This is a genomic window from Pseudomonas sp. RIT-To-2, from assembly GCF_029623465.1.
Taxonomy (GTDB): domain Bacteria; phylum Pseudomonadota; class Gammaproteobacteria; order Pseudomonadales; family Pseudomonadaceae; genus Aquipseudomonas; species Aquipseudomonas silvicola.
The window spans coordinates 125729-138994 of the sequence record NZ_JAPYKM010000015.1 but is presented as its reverse complement, the minus strand read 5'-3'; the positions used below and the strand labels follow the sequence as shown (position 1 = coordinate 138994).

Annotated in this window: 14 protein-coding genes; 11 read left to right on the top strand and 3 right to left on the bottom strand. The window is 64.1% G+C overall.

Features of this window, described 5'->3' with window-relative positions; all coding sequences use genetic code 11:
* The first annotated feature begins 19 nt into the window (after positions 1-19).
* The 5 genes from QBK88_RS15805 to QBK88_RS15785 all read left to right on the top strand — a co-directional run bounded on the left by QBK88_RS15805 (position 20) and on the right by QBK88_RS15785 (position 3969).
* Positions 20-700, top strand: coding sequence for an ABC transporter ATP-binding protein (locus tag QBK88_RS15805; RefSeq protein ID WP_445764947.1), 681 nt, complete (start codon positions 20-22; stop codon positions 698-700).
* Positions 697-1491, top strand: a complete 795-nt coding sequence (locus tag QBK88_RS15800) for an ABC transporter permease (protein WP_277962759.1) — start codon at positions 697-699, stop codon at positions 1489-1491. Before QBK88_RS15805 ends, QBK88_RS15800 begins: the two co-directional genes overlap by 4 nt.
* Before the next feature lie 80 nt (positions 1492-1571).
* Positions 1572-1901 (top strand): hypothetical protein, encoded by a 330-nt coding sequence (locus QBK88_RS15795; protein ID WP_277962758.1) that lies wholly within the window; start codon positions 1572-1574, stop codon positions 1899-1901.
* Between the two features lie 202 nt (positions 1902-2103).
* Positions 2104-2838 carry a hypothetical protein gene (locus QBK88_RS15790; protein WP_277962757.1) on the top strand — a complete coding sequence of 245 codons (735 nt, stop codon included), beginning with the start codon at positions 2104-2106 and terminating at the stop codon, positions 2836-2838.
* A 111-nt stretch (positions 2839-2949) separates the two neighbouring features.
* Positions 2950-3969 carry a class I fructose-bisphosphate aldolase gene (locus tag QBK88_RS15785; RefSeq protein WP_277962756.1) on the top strand — a complete coding sequence of 340 codons (1020 nt, stop codon included), beginning with the start codon at positions 2950-2952 and terminating at the stop codon, positions 3967-3969.
* Between the two features lie 8 nt (positions 3970-3977).
* Here the strand turns inward: QBK88_RS15785 and QBK88_RS15780 are convergent, their stop codons facing one another.
* Positions 3978-4439, bottom strand: coding sequence for a YbaK/EbsC family protein (locus QBK88_RS15780; RefSeq protein ID WP_277962755.1), 462 nt, complete (start codon positions 4437-4439; stop codon positions 3978-3980).
* Positions 4440-4523: 84 nt separating this feature from the next.
* Between QBK88_RS15780 and QBK88_RS15775 the strand changes: the two genes are divergently transcribed.
* Together QBK88_RS15775 and QBK88_RS15770 are read left to right on the top strand one after the other, a co-directional pair.
* Complete coding sequence (locus tag QBK88_RS15775) at positions 4524-5048, top strand: DUF3833 domain-containing protein (protein ID WP_277962754.1); 525 nt, start codon at positions 4524-4526, stop codon at positions 5046-5048.
* A gap of 114 nt (positions 5049-5162) precedes the next feature.
* On the top strand, positions 5163-6119 hold the full coding sequence (locus tag QBK88_RS15770; protein ID WP_277962778.1) for a GlxA family transcriptional regulator: 957 nt from the start codon (positions 5163-5165) through the stop codon (positions 6117-6119).
* Positions 6120-6202: 83 nt separating this feature from the next.
* On the opposite strand, the gene QBK88_RS15765 is transcribed toward QBK88_RS15770, so the two are convergent.
* On the bottom strand, positions 6203-6790 hold the full coding sequence (locus QBK88_RS15765) for a hypothetical protein (RefSeq protein ID WP_277962753.1): 588 nt from the start codon (positions 6788-6790) through the stop codon (positions 6203-6205).
* Between the two features lie 222 nt (positions 6791-7012).
* Here QBK88_RS15765 and QBK88_RS15760 point away from each other — a divergent pair, with 222 nt between their 5' ends.
* Positions 7013-7822, top strand: a complete 810-nt coding sequence (locus tag QBK88_RS15760) for a glucose 1-dehydrogenase (RefSeq protein ID WP_277962752.1) — start codon at positions 7013-7015, stop codon at positions 7820-7822.
* 60 nt (positions 7823-7882) lie between these two features.
* Here QBK88_RS15760 and QBK88_RS15755 read toward each other — a convergent pair whose 3' ends face one another.
* Entirely contained in the window at positions 7883-8953 is a 1071-nt protein-coding gene (locus QBK88_RS15755) for a LacI family DNA-binding transcriptional regulator (RefSeq protein WP_277962751.1), read from the bottom strand.
* 276 nt (positions 8954-9229) lie between these two features.
* Here QBK88_RS15755 and QBK88_RS15750 point away from each other — a divergent pair, with 276 nt between their 5' ends.
* The 3 genes from QBK88_RS15750 to QBK88_RS15740 all read left to right on the top strand — a co-directional run bounded on the left by QBK88_RS15750 (position 9230) and on the right by QBK88_RS15740 (position 13191).
* On the top strand, positions 9230-10582 hold the full coding sequence (locus tag QBK88_RS15750; RefSeq protein ID WP_277962777.1) for an MFS transporter: 1353 nt from the start codon (positions 9230-9232) through the stop codon (positions 10580-10582).
* 14 nt (positions 10583-10596) lie between these two features.
* Positions 10597-11757: an L-talarate/galactarate dehydratase gene (locus QBK88_RS15745; RefSeq protein ID WP_268142248.1), complete on the top strand. Its 1161-nt coding sequence runs from the start codon at positions 10597-10599 to the stop codon at positions 11755-11757.
* 168 nt (positions 11758-11925) lie between these two features.
* Positions 11926-13191 (top strand): MFS transporter, encoded by a 1266-nt coding sequence (locus tag QBK88_RS15740; RefSeq protein WP_277962776.1) that lies wholly within the window; start codon positions 11926-11928, stop codon positions 13189-13191.
* The last annotated feature ends 75 nt before the right edge of the window (positions 13192-13266 follow it).

Sequence of the window (13266 nt, the reverse complement as noted above, 5' to 3'; positions counted from 1 at the left end):
GCACGACGCCATACCCTTGATGCAGGAAACCTTTCGGTTGAATCAGTTCCCCTTGATTGAGGCCATCAGCGTGTCACGGCACGATAACCCGGGCACAGGATGGCTGCTTGAAACGCTGAACTACGCACTGAACCCCGGTGATCGAGTCGCCATCACCGGCCCCTCTGGCGCCGGCAAGAGCGTACTGTTGCGCCTCCTCGCAATGCTCGATGCCCCGGACAGTGGCGAACTGCGCTACCGGGGCCAGGCCATCGCGGACCGGCACATTCCCGACTATCGCCGCCAGGTCTGCTACATCGCCCAGAAACCGGCCCTGCTGGATGGCAGTGTCGAGGACAACCTGCGCTACCCCTACAGCCTCAAGGTTCACGCCGGTAGCCGCTATCAGCGTGATGCGGTACTGCGCTTGCTGGAGCATGCTGGCAAACCGGTCGGTTTTCTGACCCGTCACGCCAGTGAACTGTCTGGCGGCGAAGCTCAGGTGCTGGCCTTGGTGCGGGCCCTGCAGCTCAACCCCCAGGTGCTGTTGCTGGACGAGCCCACCGCGGCCCTGGACCCGGTTTCCGTGCAGCAGGTCGAAGCCCTGGTGGACGCCTGGTTCGACGCCAGCCGGGCGCTGGTCTGGGTCTCCCACGACCCTGCACAGGCCGGGCGGGTCAGCCATCGCCAGCACGTCATGAAGGCGGGGGTACTGGCGTGAACTACCAGAGCCTTTCCAACCTGGATATTGCCATCGCCGCCGCGCTGATCTTCATCAACGGCGCACTGTCGGTGTGCCTCAAGCTGGGCCTGGGGCGCCAGTTGTTGATCGCGGCCCTGCGCACCGTGGTGCAATTGCTAGCCATCGGGTATGTGCTGAGCTGGATCTTCGCCAATGCCCAGTGGTACGTGGTATTGCCCGTGATGTGCCTGATGACCTTGATCGCCGGGTTGTCGGCGGCCGGGCGTGGCAAGCGTACCTACGCTGGCCAGCGTCTGGACAGCATTGTCTCAATCTGGGTCAGCAGCTGGCTGGTGGCGGCCGTGGGGTTGTTCGCGGTGATCCGCATCCACCCCTGGTATGAACCGCAGTACGCTATTCCCATTCTGGGGATGATTCTGGGCAACACGCTGACCGGCGTGTCGCTGGGCATAGAGCGCATGATCCACGAACTCACGGCAGGCAGGGGCCAGGTGGAAATGACCCTGGCGTTGGGCGGTACCCGCTGGGAAGCTGCGCAACTGGCGGCACGCCAGGCGGTGAGGGCGGGGATGATTCCCACGCTCAACCAGATGTCGGTGGTGGGGCTGGTCAGCCTGCCGGGCATGATGACAGGCCAGGTGCTAGCAGGGGAAAGCCCGCTGCAAGCAGTGCGCTACCAGATCATCATCATGTTCCTGATCGCCGCGGCCTCCGGACTGGGCACGGTGGTGGCAGTGCTGTTGACCTACCGACGGGTGTTTTCGCCCCAGCACCGCTTCCTGGCGTGGCGGTTGCAGAGGCGTGGTTGAGGCTGGCGCAATACTGGCCCCCTGAATGATTTCCTGGAGGCAAAATCACACTACTTTCAGGTGCTTGGGGTGGGGTTTGAATGCGAAACATGATGATCGCGTTGTCGGCTGTGGTGCTGACGGGGGCCGCTGCCTGTGCTGAGGCCAGGGAAATTCGTGCCGGCGACCGCTACATGTGCAGTTGGGGCGCCGGTACCGCCGCCAAGGCCCAGGAGCTCAAGTTGAGCGGAGTTTCGCTGTATGCCGCGCGGCAGAAGATTCAGACCTACAAGTTCAGCAAAGGCTGGATGCGCATGATGGCGCTGGGGATCACCGAACAGACCTACGACAGCGCCTCCAAGGCCAAGCCCGCGGTCGTGCGCGAGACCTTTTATGACGGATGCATTCACTACAGGTTGGTGCAAAAGTAACGCACACGGGCATCAGCTGAACTGATCGGTCTAATGGGGCTTTCCTGTTGCACCGTCGGTGAGGCAGGGCAGGCATTATGCGGTGCTGCCCGCCCGAGCTTCGCTAGGTCCTGCAGGTGTGGTGGCTGCTCTGTGCATTTCGGGGGCCGTCCTTTACCATGGACATCCCGCCCCCCACCCTCAAAGGAATGAGAAACACCTCATGCGCACGCTTGTCGTATTCCCTCTGCTGTTTGCCCCCTTGATCGCTTTCGCTGACTGCAGTGAACACCTGTCCGGCTGGGCCACGGCCTTGCACCCCACGCTGGCGTTCGACAGCGAACACGCTGTTTGCAAACCCAACCCCGCCGACGCGACGCAGGTGGTGGCGGCGCTGACATTCGCCAAAACAATCGATGAAAACAGGCAAGGTGACTATGACCTGGACGTGCTGGTGGCTGACGCTGCCAGCGGCGCGGTCATCGCCCACCATTACCAGCGCGCGGCCATCAGCTCGGACGCTATCCAGTTCGCCAGTCTCAGCCTGGATACCGCCCGCTATCAGCTCAGCCCGCAGGTGCGGGCTTTCGGGGTGCGCGTTACCTACGACGGCGCATCACGCGTCAACCCGTTCAGCAGCACCACCCTGAACCTTTACGCCCTGGACGGGACGCGCTTGCGGCGCCTCATGGACAAGCTGACCGTCAGCCAGGACGGCGGCGAATGGGACGGTACCTGCACCGGCGACTTCAGTCAGACCCGCCGCACGCTGTCTTTGGGGGAACCCGGCAAGCACGGCTTCGCCAGCCTGCGGGTCAGCGAAAAAACCACCACCAGCCACGCCGCGGCCAAAGGTGACGACTGCCAAGAGACCGACGCCAAGCCCACTACTGCCACGTTCACCCTGGACTACGACGGTAGCCAGTACGGGGTGCCGAGCGGGCTGTCGTTTCGATAAGGGGACGGTACGGCAACCGGCCGGCCCCTTGCCTGCGGGCCAGTGGGTACCGAGCAAAGCGCGCTGATCACGCCTATCCTTGTTGGCTAACCCGTGAACACGGAGGCCACCATGCCCCTGAACGCAGACACCTTGATCGACACAGCCCGAGCCCTGATGGCGCCTGGCAAGGGCATCCTGGCAATGGACGAGAGCCTGGGCACCTGCAACCGCCGGTTCGCCCAGGTGGGCATCGGCCAGAGCGAGGAAAACCGCCGCCGCTACCGCGAACTGCTGGTTACGGCGCCTGGCCTGGCGTCGCACATCAGTGGCGCAATTCTGTTCGAGGAGACCCTGTACCAGCGTACCGCCGATGGCGTTCCATTCGTCGAGGTCCTGCAGGCGGCCGGCATTGTCGTGGGTATCAAGGTGGACGCCGGCGCCCAGCCGTTGGCCGCATTCCCCGGTGAACGCATCACCGAGGGCCTGGACGGCTTGCGCGAGCGCCTGAAGGCTTACGCGGGGCAGGGCGCTCGTTTCGCCAAATGGCGCGCAGTGCTGAACATCACCGAGCAACTGCCCAGCCGCTTCGCCATCCAGGCCAATGCCCAGGCACTGGCCCGTTATGCCGCGTTGTGCCAGGAGGCCAGGGTGGTGCCCATCGTCGAGCCGGAAATTCTCATGGACGGCGACCACAGCCTGGCACGCTGCCAGGCCGTGACCACCGAAGTGCTGGCGCAGGTGTTCGAGCAGTTGCACCAACACCGCATCCTGCTGGAAGGGATGATCCTCAAGCCCAACATGGTGCTGCCCGGCCAGGACAGCCCCGTCACCGCCACCCTGGAAGCTGTGGCGCAAGCCACGGTCGAAAGCTTTCTGCGCACAGTACCAGCGGCCGTCGCCGGCATCGCTTTTCTGTCAGGGGGGCAGTCTTCACCCCTGGCCACGGCGCATCTGAATGCCATGCACCAAGGCGCCCCCTTGCCGTGGCCGCTGACGTTTTCCTACGGTCGGGCGTTGCAGGACGAAGCCTTGCACGTATGGGCGGGCGACGATGCCCATGTGGAGCGCGCTCAACAAGCCCTGGTACAGCGGGCCCGGTGCAACGGCGCCGCCGCCCAAGGCCAGTACCACCCCTCGATGGAAAACTGAAAGCGCGGTCAGGCCTGGGCCACGTCCACCCACTGCGCATTGACCAGTTCCGCCATGCGTTGAGGGCATAGCCGCACGGCGGCGTTGGTGGCACCGCCGGCGGGCAGTACTTCATCGAAGGCCTGCAATGACACGTCGCAGTACACGGCCACGTCGTGGGGCAAACCGAACGGGCACACGCCGCCCACCGGATGGCTGGTGTGAGCCTGGACTTCGGTGGCGTCGAGCATCTTGGCCTTGACCCCGAACCTCGCCTTGAACTTCTTGTTGTCCAGGCGCGCATCGCCGCGGGTCACGATCAGGATGACCTGGTCGTTCACCCGCAGGGACAACGACTTGGCAATCTGCCCGGGCTCGACGTTATGGGCCGTGGCAGCCAGGGCCACGGTGGCGGTGCTTTGCGCAAGCTCGATGACCGACAGGTCGGGGGCGTTGGCTGCCAGAAAGGATTTGACGGTTTCCAGACTCATTGCTGCTCCTTGGGCACGGTTCAGGAATCGGCCTTACCTTACCATGCCGTTTATCTACACTTACCCCCAACAACAGGAGGCCGCATGCGTTATGTCCTTGCTCTATCGAGTTGCCTGATGCTGAGCAGTTGCGCGAATGTCACTGTGCAGCAATACGCCAACGAGCGTCCGTCCCTGGACCTGGTGGCCTTCTTTTCCAAACCGGTGCAGGCCTGGGGTATGTTCCAGAAGCGCTCGGGGGAGGTGGCCAAGCGTTTTCACGTCGACATCCAGAGCCACCGCGACGGTGAACGCCTGATCCTGGACGAGCGTTTCGTCTATAGCGATGGCACGCGCCAGGAGCGCATATGGACCCTGCAACCCGATGGCCCCGGCCGTTGGCGCGGCCGCGCCGGTGATGTAGTCGGTGAAGCCCGCGGGGAAGTGGCCGGCAACGCCTTGCGGTGGCGCTACCGTCTTGACCTGCCGGTGGACGGCAAGCATTGGCTGATGGACATGGACGACTGGATGTACCAGATGGATGACGACACCTTGATAAACCGCACCACCATGAGCAAGCTGGGTGTGGAAGTAGGGCAGGTCACGCTGTTCTTTCGCCGTCAGCCCTGAGGCCCGCAGTCATGGCCTGCGACCCCCCGAGCCGTCGATCCAACACCCTAAGAGAACACTGTGATTTCGCACCGCATAACGCCTGTCGCCCTCACCGTTGGCGCTTCCCCGAGCCTGCCCACCCCACAGCCGCAGGCGCGTCAGGCGCGGGTCGGGTTTATCCTGCTGGAGCATTTCTCGCTGCCTGCCTTCACCCAGGCGCTGGACACCCTGGTGACCGCCAACCTGCTGCGGCCCGGGTTGTTCAGCACGACCACCTTGGCCCTGCACGCCGGTGAGGTGGTCAGCGACCTGGGGTTGGTCATTCGTCCCGATACCAGCCTGGAGGCGGCGCACGCCGCGGACTTCGACCTGCTGGTGGTCTGCGGCGGCCACCGCACCGGGCTCAAAGGCAGCCCACCCTTGAGCGCGTTCCTCACTAGCGCCGCACAGGCCGGCCGCAGCTTGGCCGGCCTGTGGAATGGTGCCTGGTTTCTGGGCAGCGCCGGGTTGCTGGCCGGTTACCGCTGTGTGGCACACCCGGAGCACCGGCCGGCCCTGGCGGAAATCGCCAAGGCGGCGCACGTCACCAGTGAGGCCTACGTGCTGGACCGCGACCGCCTCACCGCCTCAAGCCCCGCAGGGGCTTTGCAGATGACCCTGGAGTGGGTCAAGGGCCTGCACGACAAGGCGCTGATCGAAGGCATCGAAGACATCCTGGCGTTCGGTGAATCGCGCTACCGGCGCCTGACACCCTCGGCGAAGCTATCGGTGAGCCCAGCGCTGCGCGAAGTCATCGACCTGATGGACAGCAACCTGGAAGAACCGCTGGAACTGGCCCAACTGGCCGCCTACGCCGGCCGCTCGCGACGGCATATCGAGCGGCTGTTCAAGGAGCAACTGGGCACCACTGCGCAACGCTATTACATGGAGGTTCGCATCATCGAAGCACGGCGGTTGCTGCAGCACACCGAGCTGTCGATGGTGGAGGTGCTGGTGGCCTGCGGGTTCGTGTCGCCCAGCCATTTCAGTCGGTGCTACAGCAGCTATTTCGGTTATCGGCCGTCCAAGGAAACGCGGCGGGTCAAATAGGCAGCGCCTTGGAGTACCCACTCCCACAGGAACCCGGACCGAAACACCGGGTTCGAACAGCCGCTTCGGTGCAGGTTCAGGTGTTACCGGTAAACCCTGGGCTCATCGCCCAGGCAGATCGTGAGCTGGTTGCCCGCCTTGTCGAAGCTGCAATACGGCAGTGGCTCGCTCAGCCACTCATGCAACGGCACCCCCAGGTAGCCAAGGATCAGCGCCAGCGCCATGACCGAGCGGGGGGCCATCGCGGCGGTGCCTACGCGCACGCGCGCCGCACGGCTGCGCCACACCGCCAGGGCGGTCGTGCCCAGGCCAATGACGATCGCACCGGTGATGTCGCCCGCTTCCGGCAGGTAGATCAGGTTTTCCTCCGTGGGGTAGCCCACCCGCCACCACAGGCCGATGCCCACCTGCAGCACGCCCGCGGCGCCCCAGGCCAGCCGGTGGCCGGGCAACCCCACCAGGCTGCACACCCCCAGGCCGGCGAGGGTGACGCACCACCGCATCATGTACATCAGTTGCCCGTAGCCGCCCCCCATCAGCGTGCCGCTGACATCGATAGGCATGAGGCCCCAATACAGGACGTAGGCGATGTCCGCGAGTATCGAGCACAAGGCTAGGGCGCTGATGGCCTGGTAGGCACGAAGTTGAAGTGTCGGGGGCAGAAGGGGCATGACGAGCGTCCATGTTCTCAAAGGCGCGAATGATGCCCGAATGACAGATGAAAACAACCCGAACCGCTTGTTAAAGGCTGGAGTACAGATGTACTCCTGGTCAGGAGCCTCGACGTTTGCCATCCACCGGACGAATACCACCCACCTGAAAAACGGATTGGTGGCAGCGCGAGCCCACGGGTAGTGTCTGCTGAACACTCGCCCCGCTGGAGAAAGCGCTCGATGTCATCAACGGCCCCACACACGCAACAGCTCCTCCCCAACCCGCTGTTCTCCCTGCACGGCAAAGTCGCCTTGATTACCGGCGCTACCCGCGGCATCGGCCTGGCGATCGCCCGCCAATTTGGCCAGGCAGGCGCGCGGCTGGGCATCAGTAGCGAAAGCGCCGAGGATTGCCTTCACACTGTTTCGCAGTTGCAAGCACAAGGCTTCGATGCCTTTGGCGTGGCGGCTGAGCTCAGCCGTCAAAGCGAGGTAACGGCGCTGGCGGACGCCATGCAGGCGCGCTTCGGTCAGGTCAACGTGCTGGTGTGCAACGCCGGTGTAGCGCCACACATGGGGCCTCTGGCCACAGCCAGTGACGCCCAATGGCAACTGACCCTGAACGTCAACCTGCGCAGTGCCGTGTGGCTGACCAACGCCTTGATACCCGGCATGGCGGTGGCGGGCGAGGGCAGTGTGGTGCTGATCGCCAGTATCGCTGGCGTGCGAGGAAACAAGGGGCTGGGCCTGTATGGCCTGTCAAAAGCGGCACTGGCGCAACTGGCCCGCAACCTGGCCGTGGAGTGGGGGCCGGCCAACGTGCGGGTCAACGCTATCAGCCCAGGGGTGATCGAAACTCACTTTGCCCAGCCACTCACCCGCCAGCCTGAGGTAATGGAGCGGCGCTTGGCGCTGACCCCGCTGCGGCGCGTCGGCACATCCGACGAGGTGGCGGCCCTGGCGCTGCTGCTAGCTGCCCCAGGGGGGGCGTTCATGACGGGGCAGAACATCATTGTCGACGGTGGCACCACCATTGGCGATGGCAATTGAGCAGTGGGGCATTCGTTTGGCCCGTTCCCGGTATCTGCCGAGCGGGGCCGGGACCTGCGATTACTTCGCCCCCATGTGGCCGGTGCTGCTTCGATCAATGATGGTAAAACCCGTGTCGATACACACCGGCGGCGCCTTCACCCCCGGCGCCGCGCGCAATCGTGCCAGCAACGCCTCCGCCACCTGCTGGCCAATCATCGTGCCATTGACCCGCACTGTCGAAAGGGGCGGGTGCACGTGGGCGGCGCTGCTCAAGTCGCCGAAACCCATCACGGCCAAATCCTCGGGCACGCGAAGGCCGCGACTCGCCGCTTCGGCCAGCACGCCCTGGGCGATGGTATCGGAGCTGCACACCACGACCTGCGGGCTGTGTCCCTTTTCCAGCATGCCCTGCAAGCCCAATCGACCCCAGGCCAGGGTGGCGGGGGCGGGAAGTATTTCGGTCGGGGTATCGATGATGCCGTGGGCCTGCAGCTCCGCTTTCAGGCTGGCGACACGCCTTAGCCCGCGCGGGTCGTCGAGGGTCACCACGGCGAAGCGCCGGTAGCCTTTTTCCAGCAGGTTGCGGGCGATGCACACGCCCACCTGTTCGTGGGAGAAGCCCACTAGCATGTCGATGGGCGCCTCGCTCAAGTCCCAGGCTTCCACCACGGGGATGCGCGCCGAGGCCAGGCGCTGGCGACTGGCCTCGGTGTGCAAGGTGCCGGTCAGCACGATGCCATCGGGGCGGCGGCCCAGCACGGCTTCCAACAGTGCCTCTTCCTGCTCGGCGCTGTAACCGGTCAGGCCGATCAGGGTCTGGTAGCCGGCGGCGGTGAGACGGTCCATCACCGCCTGTACGGTATCGGCGAAGATCGAGTTGGCGATGGTGGGCAGGAAAATCGCCACCAGCCGACTCTTGTTGGTGGCCAGGCCACCGGCCAGCATGTTCGGCACATAGCCCATGGCCCGTGCAGCCTCGCGCACCTTGTCGCGCGTACGCTCGCTTACCAGTTCGGGGCGGTGCAGCGCGCGTGACACGGTGATGGGCGAGACGCCAGCCACGCGTGCCACGTCGATCAATGTGTAGCCGGGCACACCTGTGGGGTCACTGCCGGAAAGTGAAAGGTCCTTGTTCGACTTCTTGGCCATCAGGGGGGCGGGTTCCAGCGTGGAGTGGGGACCTTATCTTACCTTGTGGCGCCTGAGTTGTATGGTGTCGCGTCAGCCGAAGTCATCGTACCTCCTCGTCGGAATGCCTTGAATGATTGCGCAATCAGTGTAAGCTCAGGTTCATTGGCTGCGGCACCTGATGCATGTGGCCGTTTTTATCGATTCAAATGATTGCGCAATCATCAGGCCGCTGAAAAGTCGTGCACCGATCCACCGCAGTACTCACAACAAGGAAAATAACAAGTGAACCCAACCATGCCGCCAGTCGCCAGGACCCGTGTCCGCTACCTGATCCTGAGCCTCATTTTCATCGTTACGGTATTCAACTACGTCGACCGGGCCACACTGTCCATCGCCGCCCCCAGCATGCGCGGCGACCTTGGCTTCGACGCCATGACGATGGGTATCGCTTTCTCCGCCTTCGGGTGGGCCTACACCGCCATGCAACTGCCGGGCGGGGTGATCCTCGACCGCTACGGCTCTCGGGTGGTGCTGGGCGCTAGCCTGATCCTGTGGTCGGCATTGACCTTCCTGCAGGGCTACGTCGACTACTTCGCCTCGGCGTTTCTGGTGCTGTTCGGCCTGCGCTTCCTCATGGGCGTGGCCGAGGCCCCGGCGTTTCCGGCCAACAACCGCCTCACCGTCATGTGGTTCCCGCGCCAGGAGCGTGGCCTGGCTACGGCAGTGTTCCAGTCGGCCCAATATTTCGCCCTGGCCGCGTTCACGCCGCTGATGGTATGGCTGGTCAGCACCTGGGGCTGGCAGCACGTGTTCTGGGTCACCGGCCTGGCCGGCATCGTCATTGGCCTTGTGTGGTTCCGCCTGGTGCGCGAACCGCGCAAGGACCACCGCGTCAACCAGGCAGAAATCGACTACATCGAGGCCGGCGGCGGCCTGCCCACCATTGGCGACGTGAAAACACCGTTCAGCTGGAAACGCGTCAAGGCCATCGGTGCCAACCGCATGATGGCCGGCATCTACCTGGGCCAGTTCTGTCTCACTTCCATCACCTGGTTCTTCCTCACCTGGTTCCCCACTTATCTGATCGAAGCCAAGGGCATGACCCTGCTCAAGGTCGGCCTGGTGGCGGCCATCCCGCCCATCGCCGGCTGCCTGGGCGGGATGGTGGGGGGCGTGTGGTCGGACTGGATGCTGCGCAGGGGCTTCAGCCTGACCGCCGCACGCAAGACCCCGATCATCTGTGGCCTGCTGCTGTCCAGCAGCATCGTCATCGCCAACTACAGCGCCTCGCTCACCGTGGTGATCGCGGTAATGTCCCTGGCCTTCTTCGCCAAGGGTGTCGGCAACCTGGGCTGGTGCATCGTCGGTGACGTGTCACCCGCGCGGGCCATGGGCGTCAGCGGCGCCATGTTCAACTTTTGCGGCAACCTGGCCAGCATCGTCACCCCCATTGCCATCGGCGTGATGATCAATCAGTTGGGCTCTTTTGACGTGGCGCTGATGTACGTGGCCGCCATGGGACTGCTTGGCGCCTTTGCCTACCTGTTCATTGTCGGGCCACTGAAGCGCCTGGAGCTGGATGATTTTCCCGAACCGCTTGCCCAGGCCACTCCTGTGGCGACACCTGATTCCTTCCCTTCCCGTTAACAAGGAGAGCGTTCATGCTCGCACAACAACAAGACTTGCCCACCGGTGATGACGACGCCATTGCCTGGGTTCGCGTGTCCTCGGTGTTCCTGCCGCTGGCCAACCCCATCAGCGACGCCAAGGTACTCACCGGGCGCCAGAAGCCGATGACCGAGATCGCTATCCTGTTCGCCGAGATCGAGACCAAGGATGGCCACCGCGGCCTGGGCTTCAGTTATTCCAAGCGGGCAGGGGGGCCGGGGCAATTCGCCCATGCCCAGGAGATCGCCCCGGCCCTGATCGGCGAGAACCCCAGCGACATCGCCAAACTATGGACCAAGCTGTGCTGGGCAGGCGCCTCGGTGGGCCGCAGCGGTCTGTCCACCCAGGCTATCGGCGCTTTCGACGTGGCCTTGTGGGACCTCAAGGCCAAGCGCGCGAACCTGTCACTGGCGCGCTTGCTGGGGGCCCAGCGTGACAGCGTGCGCTGCTACAACACCTCCGGCGGCTTTCTGCACACGCCGCTGGATCAGTTGTTGAAGAACACTGACCTGTCCCGGGAAAAGGGCATTGGCGGCATCAAACTCAAGGTGGGCCAGCCCGATTGTGCCATCGACATCGAGCGGGTCAGCACAGTGCGTCGTCACCTGGGCGACAAGTTTCCTTTGATGGTGGACGCCAACCAGCAGTGGGACCGGCCTACCGCCCAGCGCATGTGCCGCCAGTTCGAGCAGTACAACCTGATCTGGATCGAGGAACCGCTGGACTGCTACGACGCCGAGGGCCACGCGGCATTGGCGCAACAGTTCGATACGCCCATCGCCACCGGTGAAATGCTCACCAGCGTGGCCGAGCACGCCGAGTTCATCAAGCTGCGCGGCGCCGACTTCCTGATGCCCGATGCCCCGCGCGTGGGGGGCATCACCCCATACCTGAAGGTGGCTGCCATGGCCGAGAACGCCGGCCTGATGCTGGCCCCGCACTTTGCCATGGAACTGCACGTGCACCTGGCCGCCGCGTACCCGACCGAGCCTTGGGTGGAGCATTTCGAGTGGCTGGAGCCGCTGTTCAACGAGCGCCTGGAAACCCGCGACGGCCGCATGCTGGTGCCCAAGCGGCCCGGCCTGGGGCTGAGCCTGAGCGAGCAGGTCAAGGCCTGGACTGCCCAGCAGGTGGAGGTGGGCAAGCGTCCTTGAGTGTCTCGACCGCGCCAGGCCCCTGGCGCGGTTGTCTGTCCCGTGAATAACGACCTACAACAACGACAAGATGAGGACGTCCATGTGGAACATTCCAATGTTGCAGAACCCGCGGTACCCGTTGCCGACACTGTCGCCCGCAGCAAGGTGCGCTATATCATTCTGGCCATGCTGTTCATCGTCACGGCCATCAACGTAGGCGACCGCGCCACCCTGTCCATCACCGGCACGGCATTGACCCAGGTGCTGGGCATCGACTCCATTACCCTGGGCTACATTTTCTCCGCGTTCGCCTGGGCGTACGTCATCGGCCAGTTACCCGGCGGCTGGTTGCTGGACAAGTTCGGTTCGGCGCGGGTGTATGGCACATCGCTGTTCCTCTGGTCGGCCATTACCTTGGCCCAGGGGCTGATCGGCTTTCTGTCGGTACCGGTGGCGGTGGTCACGCTGTTTGCCTTGCGCTTCCTGCTCGGGTTGATCGAGGCGCCGGTGTACCCGGCCAACAACCGCATCGTCGCGGCCTGGTTCCCGCTGCAGGAGCGCGGGCTGGCCACGGTCATCTACAACTCCTCCATGTACCTGTCGGTGGTGCTCCTGGCGCCGTTGATGGGCTTCATCGCCCACACCTATGGCTGGGAGCATGTGTACTGGTTCATGGGTGGCCTGGGCATTCTGGTCAGCCTGGTGTGGTTCCGCCTGGTCAAGGCGCCTGGCGACCACCCGCTGGTGAACAGCGCCGAGCTGGCACACCTCAAGAGCGGCGGGGCGGAAGTGGACATGGACAAGCCCAAGGTCGCCGGGGCATTCAAACCGAGATTTTCCGACCTCAAGGTGCTGTTGAAAAGCCCGATGATGTGGTCGATTTACCTGGGCAAATACTGCGATACCTCGCTGCAGTATTTCTTCCTCACCTGGTTCCCGATCTACCTGGTGAAGGGGCGCGGGTTGAACATCATGGAAGCCGGTGCCATCGCCGCGGTACCGGGTGTGTGCGGGCTGCTGGGCGCGCTGTGTGGAGGGGCGGTGTGCGACTACCTGTTGCGCCGAGGGGTCTCGCTAACCGTGGCGCGCAAGATCCCGCTGGTGTGCGGCATGAGCGTCGGGGCCACGCTGGTGCTGTGCAACTTCACCGATTCGGTGTGGGTGGTGACGCTGCTGATGTCGCTGGCCATCTTCGGCAAGGGCGTGGTGGCGGTGGACTGGACACTGGTGTCCGACACCGCGCCCAAGCAGATCACCGGCATGGCGGGCGGGCTGTTCAACATGTGCGGGAACATTTCCGGCATCTTCACGCCGATTGCCATCGGCTACATCGTCCAGACCACCGGTTCGTTCGAAGGGGCGTTGTATGTCGTGGCTGGGCATGCGTTGGTGGGGGCGCTGGCGTTTCTGAGCATGGGTACTTTGCGCAAGCTCGTGCTGGAGCGGACGTAGCAGAAGCTTTGTGCTGCATGCCGCGGCGCCAGGGGGCGGCGCCGCGACTATCGCCCACGGTCATTGGCTCCGCAC